Annotated in this window: 17 protein-coding genes and 1 pseudogene; 5 read left to right on the forward strand and 13 right to left on the reverse strand. The window is 66.8% G+C overall.

Annotated features, from left to right (window positions below):
- Positions 1 to 6: 6 nt before the first annotated feature.
- The 6 genes and pseudogenes from hutH to EPAKOI_RS13150 all read right to left on the reverse strand — a co-directional run bounded on the left by hutH (position 7) and on the right by EPAKOI_RS13150 (position 6,436).
- On the reverse strand, positions 7 to 1,569 hold the full coding sequence (gene hutH / locus EPAKOI_RS13125; RefSeq protein WP_423192382.1) for a histidine ammonia-lyase: 1,563 nt from the start codon (positions 1,567 to 1,569) through the stop codon (positions 7 to 9).
- 105 nt (positions 1,570 to 1,674) lie between these two features.
- Entirely contained in the window at positions 1,675 to 2,454 is a 780-nt protein-coding gene (hutC, locus tag EPAKOI_RS13130; protein ID WP_423192383.1) for a histidine utilization repressor, read from the reverse strand.
- A 23-nt stretch (positions 2,455 to 2,477) separates the two neighbouring features.
- Complete coding sequence (locus tag EPAKOI_RS13135; RefSeq protein WP_124683385.1) at positions 2,478 to 3,257, reverse strand: ABC transporter ATP-binding protein; 780 nt, start codon at positions 3,255 to 3,257, stop codon at positions 2,478 to 2,480.
- A pseudogene (locus tag EPAKOI_RS13140) lies at positions 3,254 to 4,113 on the reverse strand (ABC transporter permease). The gene EPAKOI_RS13135 and the pseudogene EPAKOI_RS13140 overlap by 4 nt, the downstream one beginning before the upstream one ends.
- Positions 4,114 to 4,126: 13 nt before the next feature.
- Positions 4,127 to 5,086 carry an ABC transporter substrate-binding protein gene (locus tag EPAKOI_RS13145; RefSeq protein ID WP_423192384.1) on the reverse strand — a complete coding sequence of 320 codons (960 nt, stop codon included), beginning with the start codon at positions 5,084 to 5,086 and terminating at the stop codon, positions 4,127 to 4,129.
- A 318-nt stretch (positions 5,087 to 5,404) separates the two neighbouring features.
- Positions 5,405 to 6,436 carry an NAD-dependent epimerase/dehydratase family protein gene (locus tag EPAKOI_RS13150; RefSeq protein ID WP_423192385.1) on the reverse strand — a complete coding sequence of 344 codons (1,032 nt, stop codon included), beginning with the start codon at positions 6,434 to 6,436 and terminating at the stop codon, positions 5,405 to 5,407.
- A 10-nt stretch (positions 6,437 to 6,446) separates the two neighbouring features.
- Here EPAKOI_RS13150 and EPAKOI_RS13155 point away from each other — a divergent pair, with 10 nt between their 5' ends.
- The gene (locus tag EPAKOI_RS13155) at positions 6,447 to 7,502 is read left to right on the forward strand and encodes a CDP-6-deoxy-delta-3,4-glucoseen reductase (protein ID WP_124683381.1); all 1,056 of its coding nucleotides are present in this window, start codon (positions 6,447 to 6,449) and stop codon (positions 7,500 to 7,502) included.
- A 261-nt stretch (positions 7,503 to 7,763) separates the two neighbouring features.
- Positions 7,764 to 8,951, forward strand: a complete 1,188-nt coding sequence (locus tag EPAKOI_RS13160; RefSeq protein ID WP_124683380.1) for an acetylornithine transaminase — start codon at positions 7,764 to 7,766, stop codon at positions 8,949 to 8,951.
- Between the two features lie 167 nt (positions 8,952 to 9,118).
- On the opposite strand, the gene EPAKOI_RS13165 is transcribed toward EPAKOI_RS13160, so the two are convergent.
- The 7 genes from EPAKOI_RS13165 to EPAKOI_RS13195 form a co-directional block, all read right to left on the reverse strand.
- Complete coding sequence (locus EPAKOI_RS13165; RefSeq protein WP_313835267.1) at positions 9,119 to 9,835, reverse strand: ABC transporter ATP-binding protein; 717 nt, start codon at positions 9,833 to 9,835, stop codon at positions 9,119 to 9,121.
- Positions 9,836 to 9,852: 17 nt separating this feature from the next.
- Complete coding sequence (locus tag EPAKOI_RS13170) at positions 9,853 to 10,629, reverse strand: ABC transporter ATP-binding protein (protein ID WP_124683378.1); 777 nt, start codon at positions 10,627 to 10,629, stop codon at positions 9,853 to 9,855.
- A 13-nt stretch (positions 10,630 to 10,642) separates the two neighbouring features.
- Entirely contained in the window at positions 10,643 to 11,797 is a 1,155-nt protein-coding gene (locus tag EPAKOI_RS13175; RefSeq protein WP_124683377.1) for an ABC transporter permease subunit, read from the reverse strand.
- A 13-nt stretch (positions 11,798 to 11,810) separates the two neighbouring features.
- Complete coding sequence (locus EPAKOI_RS13180; protein WP_124683376.1) at positions 11,811 to 12,746, reverse strand: branched-chain amino acid ABC transporter permease; 936 nt, start codon at positions 12,744 to 12,746, stop codon at positions 11,811 to 11,813.
- Positions 12,747 to 12,965: 219 nt separating this feature from the next.
- Entirely contained in the window at positions 12,966 to 14,174 is a 1,209-nt protein-coding gene (locus tag EPAKOI_RS13185) for a branched-chain amino acid ABC transporter substrate-binding protein (RefSeq protein WP_124683375.1), read from the reverse strand.
- Positions 14,175 to 14,808: 634 nt separating this feature from the next.
- Entirely contained in the window at positions 14,809 to 15,786 is a 978-nt protein-coding gene (ispH, locus tag EPAKOI_RS13190) for a 4-hydroxy-3-methylbut-2-enyl diphosphate reductase (RefSeq protein ID WP_124683374.1), read from the reverse strand.
- Positions 15,786 to 16,277, reverse strand: a complete 492-nt coding sequence (locus tag EPAKOI_RS13195) for an FKBP-type peptidyl-prolyl cis-trans isomerase (RefSeq protein WP_124683373.1) — start codon at positions 16,275 to 16,277, stop codon at positions 15,786 to 15,788. The genes ispH and EPAKOI_RS13195 overlap by 1 nt, the downstream gene beginning before the upstream one ends.
- Before the next feature lie 382 nt (positions 16,278 to 16,659).
- Here EPAKOI_RS13195 and rpmB point away from each other — a divergent pair, with 382 nt between their 5' ends.
- The 3 genes from rpmB to nadB all read left to right on the forward strand — a co-directional run bounded on the left by rpmB (position 16,660) and on the right by nadB (position 18,880).
- A complete protein-coding gene (gene rpmB / locus EPAKOI_RS13200) occupies positions 16,660 to 16,893 on the forward strand; it encodes a 50S ribosomal protein L28 (protein ID WP_008644908.1) in 234 nt (77 codons plus the stop codon).
- A gap of 13 nt (positions 16,894 to 16,906) precedes the next feature.
- Positions 16,907 to 17,077 (forward strand): 50S ribosomal protein L33, encoded by a 171-nt coding sequence (gene rpmG / locus EPAKOI_RS13205; protein ID WP_029051226.1) that lies wholly within the window; start codon positions 16,907 to 16,909, stop codon positions 17,075 to 17,077.
- A gap of 198 nt (positions 17,078 to 17,275) precedes the next feature.
- On the forward strand, positions 17,276 to 18,880 hold the full coding sequence (gene nadB / locus EPAKOI_RS13210; protein WP_124683372.1) for an L-aspartate oxidase: 1,605 nt from the start codon (positions 17,276 to 17,278) through the stop codon (positions 18,878 to 18,880).
- The last annotated feature ends 49 nt before the right edge of the window (positions 18,881 to 18,929 follow it).

An 18,929-nucleotide genomic window follows, 5' to 3' on the forward strand; every position in this document is an offset into this window, starting at 1 on the left:
CGGATGTCAGGCTGCGGCGTTGGTGGGCAGGATGTCGCGGACGGCGGCGGGCCAGCCGGCGCCGGCGTCGCCCTGTACCACCCACTGCTTCATCGCCTCGATGTCGGGCGCCAGGTAGCGGTCCTGCTCGACAAACGCCACGCGGCTGCGGATACGGGCCAGTTCCTGCTCCACCAGCGGCGACGACTTGAGCGGGCGGTGGAATTCGATGCCCTGCGCGGCCGCCATGGCCTCGATGCCGACGATCACGGCCGTGTTGGCGGCCATGTCGCCCAGGCGGCGGGCGCCGTAGGTGGCCATCGACACGTGGTCTTCCTGGTTGGCCGACGTGGGCAGGCTGTCGACGCTGGACGGGTGCGCCAGCGACTTGTTTTCCGACGCCAGCGCCGCCGCCGTGACCTGCGCGATCATGAAGCCCGAGTTCAGGCCGCCGTCGCGCACCAGGAACGGCGGCAGGCCGGACAGGCCCGTATCGAGCAGCAGCGCCAGCCGGCGCTCGGAGATCGCGCCGATTTCGGCGATGGCCAGCGCCAGGATGTCGGCCGCGAAGGCCACCGGTTCGGCGTGGAAGTTGCCGCCCGACACCACGTCGCCCTGCTCGGAGAAGACCAGCGGGTTGTCCGACGCGGCGTTGGCCTCGATGCGCAGGATGCGGGCGGCGTGCGCGAGGTTGTCCAGGCAGGCACCCATCACCTGCGGCTGGCAGCGGATCGAATACGGGTCCTGCACGCGGCCGCAGGTCTTGTGGGAGTCGACGATGTCGCTGCCGTCCAGCATCGCGCGCACGGCCCCGGCCACGGCGATCTGGCCGGCCTGGCCGCGCGCCACGTGGATGCGGGCGTCGAACGGCTTGACCGAGCCCTTGATGGCTTCCAGCGACAGCGCGCCGGCCACCAGCCCGGCGGCGAAGGTGTCCTCGGCCGCGAACAGGCCGGCCAGCGCCAGCGCGGAGGACACCTGGGTGCCGTTGAGCAGCGCCAGCCCTTCCTTGGGACCCAGCGTGAACGGCCGCAGCCCCGCGTGTTCCAGCCCCTGCGCGGCCGGCACGCGGCGGCCATCGACCAGCACGTCGCCCACGCCGATCAGCGTGCACGACATATGCGCCAGCGGCGCCAGATCGCCCGACGCGCCGACCGACCCCTTGGCCGGGATGCACGGCGTGACCCCGTGGTTGGCCAGCGCCAGCAGCGCCTCGATCAGTTCGGGGCGCACGCCCGAATGGCCGCGCGCCAGGCTCACGGCCTTGATCGCCAGGATCAGCCGCACGGTGTCCGACGCCAGGTCGGGGCCGGTGCCCACGCTGTGCGACAGCACCAGGTTGCGCTGTAGCTCGGCCAGCTTGTCGTGCGCGATGCGCGACTGGGCCAGCTTGCCGAAGCCGGTGTTGATGCCGTAGACCACGGCGTCGGCGTCGATGATGTCCTGCACGGTGGCCTGCGCGGCGCGCACGCCGGCCCAGGCGGCGTCGGCCATCGCCAGGCGCACTTCGCCACGATGGATGCGGCGCAGGTCGTCCAGCGTCACGTGGCCGGGGTTCAGGGTCAGGAGGGGGCGGGAATCTGCGGTCATGTTGCGGCGCCTCGGGTAGTGGCTTGTTGTATGAGCCTGTCTATACAGGTTAGTCGAAAAATAAACCCGTGGACCGGTTTCTGGCCGGCCCTCGGGCTTCTTGTCCTAGCCGAAGGCGGGATTGCCGTCGGCGCGAAAGCGGCTGCCCAGCCGGTACCGGTTGCCCGGATGCAGGCATCGCACGAACGTGACCGGTACGCCACTGGTCCACGTGCGGCGCGTCAGCAGCAGGCACGGCTGGGTGGGCGGCATTTCCAGCTGCGCGGCCTGCTCGGGCGTGGCGGCGATGGCGTCGACCACATGCTCGACCTGGTCGTACGGCACGTTGCGCAGCAGGTATTCGCCGGGCTGGGTATCGGCAAAGTCCTGCGTGATGAAATCGGGCGCCACCCGCGGGTTCACGTAGCGGTCTTCCAGCTGCACCGGCACGCCGTCCTCGCGGTGGATGCAGATCGAGTGGTAGACCGATTCGCCGGTGCGCAGCTCCAGCGCGGCGGCCACCTCAATCGACGCGGACACGCGCTCCACCAGGATCACGTCGCACGCGTAGTCGTGCCCGCGCATGCGGATCTCGTCCTGCAGGTTAACCACCGACAGCAGCGTGGACTGCGGCTTGTGCTCGGCCACGAACGTGCCCACGCCGGCCACGCGCACCACCCTGCCCTGCTCCGACAGCTCGCGCAGTGCGCGGTTGACCGTCATGCGCGACACCGAGAACCGGTTCACCAGCTCCTGCTCGGACGGCACGCGGTCGCCCGGCTGCCACGCGCCGCTCTGGATCTGGCGCGCGATGTATTCCTTGACCTGCTGGTACAGCGCGGCCGGGGCGTTGGCGGCGGGGGCGGGCGCCGCGGGGTGGGCTGCCGGATGGGCGGACGAATTCATGGATGGGTCTGCGGGCTGCCCGGTCAGTGTTCGGCCGAAGCCATGGCCTCGGCGCGAATCTCCTCGGTGAGCCGTGCCTTGAGCACGGAGAACTCGGGCGACGTCTTGATCGTGTAATGGCGCGGATGGGGAAAATCCACCGCGATCTCGCTCTTGATCCGACCGGGCCGCGCGGAAAAGACCGCCACGCGGTTGGCCATGAAGATGGCCTCGTCGATATCGTGCGTGACGAATAGTACCGTCTTGCGGTGCGATTCCCAGATGCCCAGCAGCAGCTCCTGCATCAGCACGCGCGTCTGGTTGTCCAGCGCGCCGAACGGCTCGTCGAGCAGCAGGATCTTCGGGTCGTTGGCCAGCGCGCGCGCAATTGCCGTGCGCTGCTGCATGCCGCCCGACAACTGCTTCGGATAGTGCTGCTCGAAACCGCGCAGCCCGACGCGCGAAATAAAGAAATCGCTACGCTCCTTCTGCTCGGCCAGGCTCATGCCGCGCTCGCGCAGGCCAAAGCGGACGTTCTGCTCGATGGTCAGCCACGGAAACAGCGTGTACGACTGGAACACCATGCCGCGGTCGGCGCCGGGGCCGGCCACGGGCTGGCCGTCCAGCAGCACCCGGCCGCCGCTGGGCGCATCGAGCCCGGCCACGATGCGCAGCAGCGTGGACTTGCCGCAGCCCGACGGACCCAGGATCGTCACGAAATCGTTGTCGCGCACCTCGAAGTCCACCGGCAGCAGCGCCTGCGTGCTGCCCCCGTTCGGATTGGCGAAAGTACGAGAAACCTGCTGGATCGACAGCGCGCTCATTTGATCGAACTCCACGGGAACAGGCGCTGGTTGGCCAGCTTGAAGACAAGGTCGGACACCAGCCCGATGCAGCCGATCACGATGATGCCGAAGATGATCTGGCCAGTGTTCAGCAGCGCCTGGCTGTCGGTGATCATGTGGCCGATGCCCGACGACGAGCCGATCAGCTCCGCCACGATCACGTACGTCCAGGCCCAGCCCAGCACCAGCCGCAGCGTCTCGGCAATCTCGGGCGCCGCGCCCGGAATCAGCACGCGCCGGACGATGCCGCGCGGCGTGGCGCCCAGCGTGTAGGCCGCCTCCACCAGGTCCTTGCGCGCGCCGCCCACGGTCACCGCCACCATCAGCACGATCTGGAAGAACGAGCCGATGAAGATGCCAGCAGCTTCTGCGTCTCGCCGATGCCGGCCCAGAGGATCAGCAGCGGGATGAACGCCGATGCCGGCAGGTAGCGGCAGAACGACACGAACGGCTCGAAAAACGCCTCGGCCGCCTTGTACGACCCCATCAGGATGCCCAGCGGCACGGCCAGCACGGCCGCCAGCACGAAGCCGCCCACCACGCGCCAGACCGTCATGCCGATGTCGCCGATGAAGCCGTACTGCGTGAACAGCAGCCAGCCTTCGTTGGCCATCGTCAGCGGATCGGCCAGGAACGTGCGCGACACGAATCCGCCCAGCGTGGCGGCCGCCCAGACGCCAAAGAACAGCACGAAGAACGACAGGCCGAGCATCCAGCGGGCCCGCGACGACACGGGCACCAGCGGCGACAGCCACGGATGGCGGGCGCGCGGCGCGCGGTCGGCCGCCGCGGCGACGATGGGCGCGGGCGCCTGCGTGGTGGAGGCTTGCGACATCGTGGCCTCCCGCTTACTTGAGGAACCGGGCGTCATAGAGCGCCGTCACGTCGGGCACCTGGCGGATCACGCCGATGTCCTTGAGCACGTCGGCCGCTTCCTTGCTGAAGCTGGCCAGCTCGCCCGAGAAGAATTTCTGGTTCGCCGCCTTGTCCTGCCAGCGCAGGTACGACGACGATTTGGCAAACTGCTCGCCGGTCTGCTTGACCGCCGCGCCCATGATCTCGTTGGATTTTTCCGGCTCCTTGCGGATCAGCTCCAGCGCCTCGAAGTAGCTGTCGACCAGCGCCTGCGCGGCCTTGGGATTGTCCTTGAGCCACTTGGGCGCGCAGCCCAGCGTATCGGTCACCATCGGATAGTCGAGCGTGGTGGCCAGGATGCGGCCCTTGTCCGGGTTGGCGCGCACCGTGGACAGGTACGGCTCGTAGGTCATCGCCGCGTCGTTCTGGCCGGCCACGAACGCCTGCGCGGCGGCCTGCGGCGACAGCGTGGTCAGCTTGACGTCCTTCAGCGTCATGCCGTTCTTCTTCAGCATCCACGCCAGGCCGAAGTACGGCGCGGTACCCGGTGCATCGACGCCGATGGTCTTGCCCTTGAGGTCGGCAAACGACTTCACGTCGCCGCGCACGGCCAGGCCGTCGGCGCCGTACGACTTGTCGAGCTGGACGATCTGCGTGATCGGCACGCCATTGGCATTCCACGCCACGTGCGTCTCGACCGTGGTCGCCGCGCACTGGATCGCGCCCGAGGCCAGCGCCAGGTGCCGGTCCTTCTGCGGGATCATCTTGATCTCCACGTCCACCCCGTGCCTCTTGAAGATGCCGGCCTTGTCGGCCAGCGACAGCGGCGCGAAGCCGGTCCAGCCGCTCATGCCGATGGCAACCGGCGTGTTCTGGGCCTGGGCCGGGGCGGCGGCCAGCGTGGCGAATGCCAGGGTGGAAAGGATCAATGCGGCGCGGCGGTGCAGCTTCATGCTGTCGGCTCCCGTTGGGTCTTTTCTGGATGTGGGTCCCGTCTCCTGGACCAGGCGGCGCTGTGTCCGCGCTCGGCCTGACGGGCACTCTAGCAAACCTGTATATACAAGACCAACCCGGTGTTTACCCCGGCCGCCGGCAAAGTGCATCGTCCGCTATGCGGGTGCTGGCGCCCTTTCGGGGTGCATCAGGGGGTGGTGGTGCACCGGGTGGAAGCATCGACATCCGTCCGGCGCACCGTGGCTGTATAGACAGGGTGGCTGACGGAAGCGTGGCAAGTGTCGTGCCTGGGGAGCAAACCGGCCGGCGGGCGCCGCTCAGCGATCGAAGAACGCCGCCACGGTCGGATACCGCAGCCTGAGCCGCAGCTCGCGCTTCAGCCGGCGGTTGTCCAGCCGGCGGGATTCGCTCATGAAGCTCAGCAGCGTGGGATCGATGGTCTCGCGGGCCTGCTGGCGGCTGATGCGGGGCGGGCGGGGCAGCCCCTTGCGGTCGGCCACGAGGTCGAAATAGTCGGCCATGCGCAGTTCGGTGTCGTCGCTGGCGTGGACCACCCGCTGGGGCCGGCCGCGCCAGAGCGCGGCGATCATCGCGCGCGCCAGGTCGTCGGCGTGGATGTGGCTGGTGTAGACGTCGTCCTGCGGCGCCAGCGCCGGGGTGCGCTTGTGCAGCCGCGCCACGGGCAGGCGGTCGTCGGCATAGATACCCGGGATGCGGACGATGCTGGCGCGCCAGCCGGCGTCGCGGCCGAACGCGCGCACCGCCGACTCCGCCGCCACGCGCCGTCGCGCGCGGGCGGTCTGCGGGCGTACCGCGTGGAATTCCTGCACGCGGGCACCGCCGCGGTCGCCGTAGACGCCGGTCGTGCTGGCGTAGACGAAGGCCCCGTTGGCCCGGTGGCGCGCGGACGCTTCGAACGCGCGGTGCCAGCCCCGCTCGGATAGAATGGCGGCCTCGCCGGGGCCGGGGCCGAAGCGCGCAGTGCGCGCCCGGCGCCACGCGGTGCGCCGCAGGGCGGCCAGCAAGGCCCGTGTGCGCGGATCGCCCTCGCCCAGGCCGGGCGGCGGCGCCAGGTTGATGACCCGGTCCGCCAGGCGCGACAGCCGCGCCAGCGTGGCGGGACGATCCAGGTCGGCCACCAGCGGCACCGCGCCGGCCTCGCGCAGCTCCGCCCGCCGGGCCGGTTGCGACGTGACGGCGAACACGCGCATGCGCGTGGCCAGCTCCCGCAGGATGCGGGTGCCCACGTCGCCGCAGCCCACGATCAGCAGGCGCGGCCGGCCCAGCCGACGACGCCGGACGCCCCGAGGGGAAGACAACGCCGCTTGCGGCGACAGAATTTGGTTCATAGACCCGATTATGGCTTATCAAGTTACCGTCATGCCGAGTGGCCACAAGTTCGAAGTGGCCGCCGACGAAACCATCCTGGGCGCCGCGCTGCGCCATAGCATCGGCCTGCCCTACGGCTGCAAGAACGGCGCCTGCGGGTCCTGCAAGGGCCGTGTCGTCGAAGGCACGATCCAGCAGGGCGACCACGCTGCCTCGGCACTGACGGCGCAGGAAAAGACCGAGGGCCGCGCGCTGTTCTGCTGCGCCAACGCCACGTCCGACATCACGATCGAATGCCGCGAGGTGCATGGCGCCGGCGACATCCCCATCAAGAAGATCCCGTGCCGCGTCAGTACCATGGAACGGCTGGCCGATGACGTGATCGCGATCAAGCTCCAGTTGCCCGCCACCGAGCGCATGCAGTTCCTGGCCGGCCAGTACGTGGAATTCCTGCTGCGCGACGGCAAGCGCCGCAGCTACTCGATTGCCACGCCGCCGCACGAGGAAGGCCCGATCGAACTGCACATCCGCCACATGCCCGGCGGCGCGTTCACCGACTACGTGTTCGGCGCCAAGGAAGGCATGCCGGCGATGAAGGAGCGCGACATCCTGCGCTTCGAAGGCCCGCTGGGCAGCTTTTTCCTGCGCGAGGAATCGGACAGCCCGATCATCCTGCTGGCGTCGGGCACCGGCTTCGCGCCGATCAAGGCCATCGTCGAGCACGCCGCCTACACCGGCATCACGCGCCCGATGACGCTGTACTGGGGCGGCCGCCGCCCGCAGGACCTGTACATGCACGCGCTGTGCGAGCAGTGGGCGCGCGACCTGCCGAACTTCCGCTACGTGCCCGTGGTGTCCGACGCCCGGCCGGAAGACAACTGGACCGGCCGCACCGGCTTTGTCCACCAGGCCGTGATCGCCGACCATCCGGACCTGTCCGGCCACGAGGTCTACGCCTGCGGCGCCCCGGTCATGGTCAACGCCGCGCGGACCGATTTCACGGCCCAGTGCCGGCTGCACGAGGACGCGTTCTTTGCCGATTCGTTCACGTCCGAGGCCGACCTGCACCCGGCCGGGGCCGCCTGACGCGCGCGCCGGGCCGTTCCGCCGACACAACAATGCCACCCGGGTCTGCCAAATTTCGCTTTGACACCCGGACGCATGCGTCTTATATTGGCCGCCATGAACACCGCCATCCTCCGACGCCGCGCTCGTACGTTGCTCCCCTCCGGGGTGCCGCGCGGCTGACCGTCGACAGCGTCTGTTCAGGTCAACAAGCCACGGGCATCCCCCGTGGCTTTTTGCTTTTGTCCGTCCATCGTTTCATGCCGACCCCAGGAGTCCGCCATGGCATTTGCCGAGTATCCCGTCCAATCGCTGATGTACATCACCAACCGCCCCGAACTGGTCTTCACGGAAGGCAAGGGATCGTGGCTGACGGACCATAACGGCAAGCGATACCTGGACTTCGTGCAAGGCTGGGCCGTCAACGCGCTGGGCCACTCGAACGAGGGCATGATCCAGGCGCTGGAGCAGCAGGCGCGCAAGCTGCTGAACCCCAGCCCGGCGTTCTACAACGAGCCCATGCTGAAGCTGGCCCGCCAGCTGACCGACAACAGCTGCTTCGACAAGGTCTTCTTTGCCAACAGCGGCGCCGAGGCCAACGAGGGCGCGATCAAGCTGGCGCGCAAATGGGGCCGCAAGCACAAGAACGGCGCGTTCGAAATCATCACGATGGACCACAGTTTCCACGGCCGCACGCTGGCGACGATGAGCGCGTCGGGCAAGGCCGGCTGGGACACCATCTTCGCGCCGCAGGTGCCGGGCTTTCCGAAGGCCGAGCTGAACAACCTGGCATCGGTGGAAAAGCTGATCACCGACAAGACCGTCGGCATCATGCTGGAGCCGGTGCAGGGCGAAGGCGGCGTGATCCCGGCCAGCCGCGAGTTCATGCAGGGCCTGCGCGCGCTGGCCGACAAGCACAAGCTGCTGTTCATCGTCGATGAAGTGCAGACCGGCTGTGGCCGCTGCGGCACGCTGTTCGCGTACGAGCTGTCGGGCGTGGAGCCGGACATCATGACGCTGGGCAAGGGCATTGGCGGCGGCGTGCCGCTGTCGGCCCTGCTCTGCAAGGCCGACGTGGCCAGTTTCGAGGCCGGCGACCAGGGCGGCACCTACAACGGCAACCCGCTGATGACGGCCGTCGGCAGCTCGGTGATCGCCCAGTTGACCGCGCCGGGCTTCCTGGACGACGTGAAGGCCAAGGGCGCCTACCTGCGCGAGCAGCTGCTGGCGCTGTCGGCCGAGTTCGGCCTGGGCGGCGAGCGCGGCGAGGGCCTGCTGCGCGCGCTGGTGCTGGGCAAGGACATCGGCCCGCAGATCGTGGAAGAAGCCCGCGAGATGAACCCGACCGGCCTGCTGCTGAACGCCCCGCGCCCGAACCTGCTGCGCTTCATGCCGGCCCTGAACGTGACGCGCGAGGAAATCGACCAGATGATCGGCATGCTGCGCGAGCTGCTGAAGAAGCTGGGCTGAGCCTGGGCCTGGACCGGAGTGGTCCGGCAATGAGAAACGCCTCGCGGTTGCGAGGCGTTTTTTTTGGTCCTCGCCGACGGCCCTTGCAGCTTGTGCTGCTAGCCCTCTCCCCCGGCCCCTCTCGCGCATGCGGGAGAGGGGAGCAGACCGACCGACGGCTGACCCGCTTATTCCCCCAGGTACGCGGCGCGCACCTTCGGGTCGTCCAGCATCTGCTTGGCGTCGCCGCTCATCGTGATGAGGCCGGACTCCATCACGTAGCCGCGGTGGGCGGCCTGCAGCGCCAGGCGTGCGTTCTGCTCCACCAGCAGCACGGTCACACCCTGGGCCGACACGGTGCGCACCACCTCGAAGATCTTCTCGACCATGATCGGCGAGAGGCCCATCGACGGCTCGTCCAGCAGCAGCAGCTTGGGCTGGCTCATCAACGCGCGCGCCATGGCCAGCATCTGCTGCTCGCCGCCGGACATCGTGCCGGCAAGCTGGTTGGCGCGTTCCTTCAGGCGCGGGAAAGTCTCGAACATGCGGTCGATGTCGGCCTTGATGCCGGCCTCGTCGTTGCGCGTGTACGCGCCCATCTGCAGGTTCTCGGTGATCGTCATGCGCGCGAACACGCCGCGGCCTTCCGGCACCATCGCCAGGCCCTGCTTGAGCAGCGTGTAGCTGGGCACGCCCTTGATGGACTTGCCCATGTACTCCACGTCGCCGCCGGCCCAGCCCTGCAGGCCGGTGATGGCCTTCATCGTGGTGGTCTTGCCGGCGCCGTTGGCGCCGATCAGCGTCACCAGTTCGCCGTCCTGGATCTCCAGGTCCACGCCCTTGACGGCCTGGATGCCGCCGTAGGCCACCTTCAGGCCGGAAATCTTGAGAATCGTCTGTGTCATGTTGCGTCTCTCCCGCCTTAGTGCGCCGACGCGCCGAGGTAGGCCTCGATCACGGCAGGATTGTTCTGGACTTCGTGCGGCAGGCCCTGGGCGATGACCTTGCCGTAGTCCAGCACGGTCAGCCGGTTGCACAGGCCCATCACGAGCTTCACGTCGTGCTCGATCAGCAGGATGGTCCTGCCATCGTTGCGGATCTTCTCCAGCAGGCCGCGCAGTTCCACCTTCTCGGTCGCGTTCATGCCGGCGGCCGGTTCGTCCAGCGCCAGCAGCTTGGGCTCGGTGGCCAGCGCGCGGGCGATTTCCAGGCGGCGCTGGTGGCCGTACGACAGGTTGCGCGACGTGAAATTGGCGTACTTGCCAATGCCCACGTAGTCCAGCAGGTCGTGGGCCATGTCCTCGATGCCCTCCTCCTCGCGGCGCACCGCGGGCGGGCGGAACACGGCGCCGAAGATGCCGGCCTTGGTCCGCACGTGGCGGCCCACCATCACGTTTTCCAGCGCGGTCATGTCGCCGAACAGGCGGATGTTCTGGAACGTGCGCGCAATGCCGGTGCGGGCCACCTCGTGGACGGCCGTGGGCTGGTACGGCGCCCCGTTCAGCACGAACTCGCCCGAATCGGGCGTGTACAGGCCGGTGATCACGTTGAAGAACGTGGTCTTGCCCGCGCCGTTGGGGCCGATCAGGCCGTAGATTTCACCGGGCTTGATCTGCAGGCCCACATCGGACAGCGCCTGCAGGCCGCCGAAACGCTTGTTGACCCCCTGTACGGACAGGAGGAATTCGGATTGGCTCATGTTGTCCTCCTGTTCAGAAACGGCCCACGCTGCCCGCGCGGCGCACCACTGGGCGGTCTTCCTTGCGCGGGGACGGCCAGATGCCGGCCGGGCGGTACAGCATCACCACCACCAGCGCCAGGCCGAACAGAAGCTGGCGCAGCACCTCGGCATCGACGATCACGTGGCCGAACAGGCCGGTCTGCATCGGTTCCGCCACGACGCGCAGCAGTTCCTGGAAACCCACCAGCAGGATGCCGCCCAGGATCACGCCCGGGATATGGCCCATGCCGCCCAGCACCACGATGGCCAGGATGTAGATCGATTCCCACAGCGTGAACGATTCCGGCGACACGAAGCCCTGGAACGCGCCGAACACCGCGCCCGAGGCGCCGCCGAACGACGCACCCATGGCAAACGCCAGCAGCTTCATGTTGCGGGTGTTGATGCCCATGGCCTTGGCGGCGATCTCGTCTTCACGGATGGCCACCCACGCGCGGCCGATCCGCGAGTTCTGCAGGCGCAGGCAGATGAACACGATCACGATGACCAGGAACACCAGCAGGTAGTAGTACATGAACACCGGCGTGAACTTCATCCCGAAGATCTCGTGCGATTTCGAGAAGTCGAAGCCGAAGATGTGCACCGGGTCTACCGCCGTGATGCCCTTGGGGCCGTTGGTGATGTTGACCGGACGGTCCAGGTTGTTCATGAAGATGCGGATGATCTCGCCAAAGCCCAGCGTCACGATGGCCAGGTAGTCGCCGCGCAGCTTCAGGGTCGGCGCGCCCAGCAGCACGCCGAACGTGGCCGCGATCAGCACCGCGATGGGCAGTACCAGCCACATCGTGAGGTGGACGCCGTTCGGCGCCAGTTGCTGGATCCACTCGAACTGGTTGGCCAGGTGCGGCGACCCGAGCAGCGCCATGCTGTAGGCCCCCACCGCGTAGAACGCGATGTAGCCCAGGTCAAGCAGGCCGGCAAAGCCGACCACGATGTTCAGGCCCAGCGCCAGCATGATGTAGAGCAGCGCGAAATCCAGCACGCGCACCCAGTAGTTGCCGCCAAAGGACTGGACGAAGAACGGCGCGCAGAGTGCCACCGCCAGGAACACCAGCAGCGCGGCCAGCGTCTTGGCCGGCACACGCGACGGCGCGGCCACGGCCGTGGATGGAATCGGGGTATTCATGGATTCTCTCTCCTCAGGCGCGGTCTGCCACACGTTCGCCCATGATGCCGGACGGACGGAACACGAGCACGGTGATCAGCACGATGAAAGCAAACACGTCCTGGTAGTTCGAACCGAACACGCCATTGGTCAGGTCGCCGATGTAGCCGGCGCCCAGTGCCTCGATCAGGCCCAGCAGCATGCCGCCCACCATGGCGCCAGCCAGGTTGCCGATGCCGCCCAGCACCGCGGCGGTGAACGCCTTCAGGCCCGGGATGAAGCCCATGTAGAAGTGGGCGTTGCCGTAGTTGGTGGCCATCATCACGCCAGCCAGCGCCGCCAGCGTGGCGCCGATCATGAACGTGGCCGAGATCACGAAGTTGGGGTTCACGCCCATCAGGCCCGCCACCTTCTGGTTCTCGGCGGTGGCGCGCATGGCGCGGCCGAGCTTGGTGCGGTTCACCAGGGCCAGCAGGCCGGCCATGACCATCACGGCCAGGCCGATGATGACCATTTCCTTGCCGGTGATGGTGGCGCCGGTGGAGCCGATGTCGATCGGTTCCGACGGCAGCAGCTGCGGGAACGTCAGCGGGTTGCGCGACCAGATCAGCATCCCCATGGTCTGGAGGATGATCGAGACCCCGATCGCGGTGATCAGCGGGGCCAGGCGCGGCGCATTGCGCAACGGCCGGTAGGCGACCCGCTCGATCGTGTAGGCAAGCACTGCACAGACGGGCATGGCGATCAGCGTGGCGATCACCAGCGTCAGCCATTCGGGCAGGCCGGGGGCGAATTTCTGCAGCCCCATGATTGCCGACAAAGCGGTCAGCGCGCCAATCATCAGGACGTCGCCGTGAGCGAAGTTGATGATGCCCAGAATGCCGTAGACCATGGTGTAGCCCAGTGCGATCAGCGCGTAGATGCTGCCGAGCACCAGACCGTTCACGATCTGCTGGATAAAGATATCCATGAAAACTCCTGCTTCAGCCCCGCTCCGGCCGGCATGGTGTGGATGCCTTGGGAAGGGACGGTAATGTTGGATAGATCGGGTAGGTTGATAGTGAGTTTGCTGGTGTGCTGCCCGCCCTGTTCCATCCATGGTAAGGATGCTGATAACACGTTGGCGAGACTAAAAAGAACGGCACCGCAAGGTACTCACGGTGCCGTTCGATGGGGCCGGTAAGCCCGATTACATCTTCACGACGTCGAGGACGGACTTCTTCTTGTCCTTGTACTCGTACAGCGTGATGGTGCCTTCCTTCATGTCGCCCTTCTCGTCGAAGGCGATGTTGCCGATCACGCCCTTGTAGTTCGTCTTGGGCATTTCGGCCAGGATGGCTGCCGGTTCGGCGGAGTTGGCGCGCTTCATCGCATCCACGATCACCATGACGGCGTCATAGGTGAACGGTGCGTAGATTTGCACCGGCGAGTTGAAACGGGCCTGGTAGCGCTTCTCGAAGTCGGCGCCGGTTTCCATCTTGGACAGGGCCAGGCCGGCTTCCGAGCAGATGATGTTGGTCACGGCGTCGCCGGCCAGTTCAGCCACCTTGTCGGTACAGACGCCATCACCGCCGACGATCTTCGACGAGATGCCCAGTTCCTTGGCCTGCTTGGCGAACGGACCGCCGGTGGCGTCCATGCCGCCGTACATGATCACGTCCGGCTTCTTGCCCTTGATCTTGGTCAGGATGGCCTTGAAGTCGGTGGCCTTGTCGTTCGTGGCTTCACGTGCCACGACGTTCACGCCAGCGGCCTTCGCGGTCTTCTCGAACTCGTCGGCCAGGCCCTTGCCGTAGGCGGTGGCATCGTCGACGATGGCCACGCTCTTGGCCTGCAGGCTCTTGGCGGCGTAGTTGGCCAGTGCCGGGCCCTGCTGGGCGTCGGTGGCAACCACGCGGTAGGTCGTCTTGAAGCCTTGCTTGGTGTAGTCGGGGTTGGTCGACGACGGCGAGATCTGGACGATGCCGGCATCGCTGTAGATCTTCGAGGCCGGGATCGACACGCCCGAGTTCAGGTGGCCCACCACGGCCACGACCTTGGCATCCACCAGCTTCTGCGCCACGGCGGTGCCGGTCTTCGGGTCGGCGGCGTCGTCTTCGCCAACCAGTTCCAGCTTGATCTTCTTGCCGCCGATCTCCAGACCGGTCTTGTTCACTTCCTCGACGGCCAGGCGCGCGCCGTTCTCGTTGTCCTTGCCAAGGTGGGCAATGCCGCCCGTCAGCGGCGCAGCGTGGCCGATCTTGACGACGGTTTCACCACCAGCGGCAGCGGCGGGGGCCGCGGCGGCTGCCGGTGCGGATGCTGCCGCATCGGCCGGCTTTTCTTCCTTCTTGCCACATGCAGCGACCAGCGCCACAGCGGCCGCGATCGGCAGAATCTTGGCAAACGTGAATTGCATGAGTGATCTCCTAGGATTCACAAAAACAGGGAAATAACACGCCTCCCGGACGTATTCCCTGGACCGCCTTTGTTTAGTTTCAATTTGAAACGCGCGCATTGTATCCCCTTTCTTTGCGGATGCAATACGCGACGCAACAACCTGAACCATTTACCCGCCAATTGAGCTAGGGAATTTCCCCAATGCACAGATTGGGGCAATCTCCGCCCACTTGGCAGACCCGTCTCCTACGCTTTCAAGAATCATGCCTGCAGCGCCTGCGAAGCCGCTTGCGCGCTGAATCAAGCATTTCCGGCGCCACCTATAATGCCGTCCTATTAATTAGGTATTTCATTCCAAATACCTGGCGCGTTCTCTAATGTGCAGAATGTAGCGCCGCACCATAATAGGGAAAACCCCACTCCCCGGGATTACCCTGATATTGTCTGCGTGCCCGGACAGCCGGTCGGGGATAATCGTCGCAAATGCGCCGCGCACGCGGCTGGACGCCCGCGCCGACGGGTGGCAAATGTATGCGCGGGAGGGTGCGACCGGCCGCACCGCAGCGGTGCAACCGGCCCGGAAAAGCAAAACGCCGCTGGCGGTCAGGCCAGCGGCGTTCAGGAAACAGCGAGGGCGGCGGGGCCGCCGGGGATCAGGACTGGACCGACACGCTGGCCAGGCCACGCGGCAGCGGGAACGACATGTTCTCCTCGACACCTTCCAGCGCGCGCACGCTCTTCACGCCGAACGTGCGCAGGCGCTCGACGATCGCCTGGGCCAGCGCCTCGGGCGCCGACGCGCCCGCGGTCAGGCCGATCCGGCGCTTGCCGGCCACCCACTCGGGCTTGAGCTGGTCGGGGTCGTCGACCATGTAGGCCGGCACGCCCAGGCGGTCCGCCAGCTCGCGCAGGCGGTTCGAGTTCGAGCTGTTCGGGCTGCCCACCACGATGACCACTTCCACCTGCGGCACCATGAACTTCACGGCGTCCTGGCGGTTCTGCGTCGCGTAGCAGATGTCCTGCTTCTTCGGCTCGCGGATCAGCGGGAAGCGCGTCTTGAGAGCGGCCACGATCTCGGCGGTCTCGTCCACCGACAGCGTGGTCTGCGTGACGTAGGCAAGCTGGGCCGGGTCCTTGACCTCCAGCCGCTTCACGTCGTCGACCGATTCCACCAGGAGCATGCCGTGCTCGGACTGGCCCATCGTGCCTTCCACCTCGGGGTGCCCCTTGTGGCCGATCATGATGATCTCGCAGCCTTCGGCGCGCATCTTGCCCACTTCCACGTGGACCTTGGTCACCAGCGGGCAGGTGGCGTCGAACACGGTCAGACCGCGACGCGTGGCGTCCGCGCGCACTTCCTTCGACACGCCGTGCGCGCTGAAGATGACCGTTGAGCCGGCCGGCACTTCATCGAGTTCGTCGATGAAGATCGCACCCTTCTTGCGCAGGTCGGCCACCACATAGGCGTTGTGCACGATTTCATGGCGCACGTAGATCGGCGCGCCGAACAGCGACAGCGCGCGCTCGACGATTTCGATGGCACGGTCCACGCCGGCGCAGAAGCCGCGCGGCTGCGCCATCAGGATTTCCGCGTCGGCGGCGGTAGTAGGGTCGGGGGCCACGACAGACATCAGAGAATTCCGATCAGCTGGACGTCGAACAGGATCGTCTGTCCGGCCAGCGGGTGGTTGAAATCGAAGAGCGCCGCGGTGTCGCCGTATTCCTTCAGCACACCGGCGTACTTGCCGCCGCCGGGCGCGTTGAACTCGACGAGATCGCCCGGCGTGTATTCCTCCTCGAACGAGCTGTTCTCGCGCAGCGTGGCCAGCGAGACCCACTGCAGCAGTTCGGGATTGCGCGGGCCGAACGCATGGTCCGGGTCCAGCCGGTACGTCATGCGCTGGCCTTCGGGCATGCCCAGCAGCGCCTGCTCCAGCGTGGGCGCCAGCTGGCCCTGGCCCAGCAGCAGCGTGGCCGGCTTTTCCTCGAACGTGCTCACCACTTCGGTGCCGTTCTCGAGGGCGATACTGTAGTGCAGCGTCAGGAAGGAATCGGCCTGGACGGTCTTGCGCGCGGACGCGTCCGCGGCGCCGGCCTGCGCCGGAGTAGTTTGCAAAGTCATGGGAGTCAACCGGTCAACAGCCGCCATTGTAAGCGACTGCACCGTCCACCGCCCGGGACGCCCCCATCGCTTTCGGGAAATATCGACCCCGGCCGGCCGCGCGGCGCTGGACTTCCGCCGGCGGCCCGATTACAGTGGCGGCCGCACCGCGCCCCGCCGCGGTGCCCTGGAACAAGACCCGCCGATCGGCGTCGCCGTACGTGACGCAAGCGGCACGGCACAACGGCCCGCTTCCGAAACTCTCGGAAGGCATTGATTCGCCGCTCGTTTCCGGTCTATAATGTTCGTTTCGCTGAAGTACCAATCCGCTGCAGTCCGGGCCCGCGCGCCTTTTGTTGATCTGTTGCGAACATTGTCCACGAATAAGATTTAGGAGTGCTTCATGGCACGCGTCTGTCAAGTGACCGGGAAAGCGCCGATGGTCGGCAACAACGTTTCCCACGCAAACAACAAGACCAAGCGCCGTTTTCTGCCCAACCTGCAGAACCGCCGCTTCTTCGTTGAATCGGAAAACCGCTGGGTGAGCCTGCGCGTCTCGAACGCCGGTCTGCGCCTGATCGACAAGAAAGGCATCGACGCCGTGCTCGCAGACCTGCGCGCACGCGGCGAAGTCTAATTAGGAGTACACCATGGCCAGCAAAGGCGGACGCGACAAGATCAAGCTGGAATCGACCGCAGGTACCGGTCATTTCTACACGACCACCAAGAACAAGCGCACCATGCCGGAAAAGATGGAGATCTCGAAGTTCGATCCCATCGCCCGCAAGCACGTGCCTTACAAGGAAACCAAGATCAAGTAATTGATCGATGGTCTTCAGCCAAAAGCCTCGCATTCGCGGGGCTTTTTGCATTGGGGCCCGCGCCGCGTTGCCGGCCGCCCTTCCATCGGCCGCCAACCCTTGTCAGACAAGGGAAAGATGTCAGTTTTGTGGCAAGCCGGTGTAGACTTCCCCGCTTCCCCCATCACGCTTTCGCCCCCAAAGCGATCCCCCTGCACCATGAACTTCGATGTCGCGATCGTCGGCAGCGGTCTGGCCGGCCTTACCGTCGCGTTGCAGTTGGCCGACACCCACCGGGTGGTCATCCTCAGCAAGCGCGCCATGACGACGGGCGCCAGCGACTGGGCCCAGGGGGGTATCGCGGCAGTACTGGATTCGGGCGACAGCCACGACGAGCATACGCAGGACACGCTGGTGGCCGGTGCCGGGCTCTGCGACGAGGAGGCCACGCGCTACATCGTCGAGCACGGCCGGGAGGCGATCCAGTGGCTGATCGACCGCGGCGTGCCGTTCACCCGTGACGACCAGGCCGAACTGGGCTTTCACCTGACGCGCGAAGGCGGCCACAGCCGCAGGCGGATCATCCACGCCGCAGACGCCACCGGCCACGCCGTGGTCACCACGCTGGCCGAGCAGGCGCGCCGGCATCCCAACATCACGATCCTGGAAGACCAGTTCGCCATCGACCTGATCACGTCGGCCAAGCTGGGCCTGCCCGGCAACCGCTGCTACGGGCTCTACGTGCTGGACGTGGCCACCGACACGGTGCGGACCATCACGGCCACCCAGACCGTGCTGGCGGCCGGCGGCGCCGGCAAGGTCTATCTCTACACGACCAACCCGGACACGGCCACCGGCGACGGCATCGCCATGGCATGGCGCGCGGGCTGCCGCGTGGCCAACATGGAATTCATCCAGTTCCATCCGACCTGCCTCTACCACCCCTACGCCAAGTCGTTCCTGATTTCGGAAGCCGTGCGTGGCGAAGGTGGCCTGCTGAAGCTGCCCGACGGCACGCGCTTCATGCCCGATCACGACGACCGCGCCGAACTGGCGCCGCGCGACGTGGTGGCGCGGGCCATCGACTTCGAGATGAAGAAGCGCGGCCTGGACTGCGTCTACCTGGACATCACGCACCAGCCCGAGGCATTCCTGAAGGAACATTTCCCGACGATCCACGCGCGCTGCCTGGAGCTTGGCATCGACATCGCGCGCGAGCCGATCCCGGTGGTGCCGGCGGCCCACTACACCTGCGGTGGCGTGGTCACCGACACGGCCGGACGCACTGACGTGGCCGGCCTCTACGCGGTGGGCGAGACCGGCTGCACCGGGCTGCACGGCGCCAACCGGCTGGCGTCGAATTCGCTGCTGGAATGCATGGTGATCGGCCGGGCGGCCGCCGACGACATCGCCGCGCAGGGCAAGGCCGGCGCGCCCGACGTCCAGCTACCCGCCTGGGACGAGAGCCGCGTGTCGGACGCCGACGAGGAAGTCGTCGTCTCGCACAACTGGGACGAACTGCGGCGGATGATGTGGAACTACGTCGGGATCGTGCGCACCGACAAGCGGCTGGAACGCGCGCAGCACCGCATCGGCCTGCTGCGCGAGGAAATCGCCGAGTACTACGCCAACTTCCGCGTCACGCGCGACCTGCTGGAACTGCGCAACCTCGTGGAAGTGGCCGCGATGATCGTCGATGGCGCCTACTCGCGCCACGAAAGCCGCGGCCTGCACTACAGCCGCGACTACCCCGACACGCTGCCCAAGGCGCTGCCGACCGTGCTGCAACCGATGACGGTACGGGCGGCACGGCGGCGGGGGTGAGGGCCGGCGGTTCAAGGCCAGACAAGTCTCACTTTGAACCTCAACGCCC

This window comes from Cupriavidus sp. H18C2, from assembly GCF_049393795.1.
Classification (GTDB): domain Bacteria; phylum Pseudomonadota; class Gammaproteobacteria; order Burkholderiales; family Burkholderiaceae; genus Cupriavidus; species Cupriavidus pauculus_C.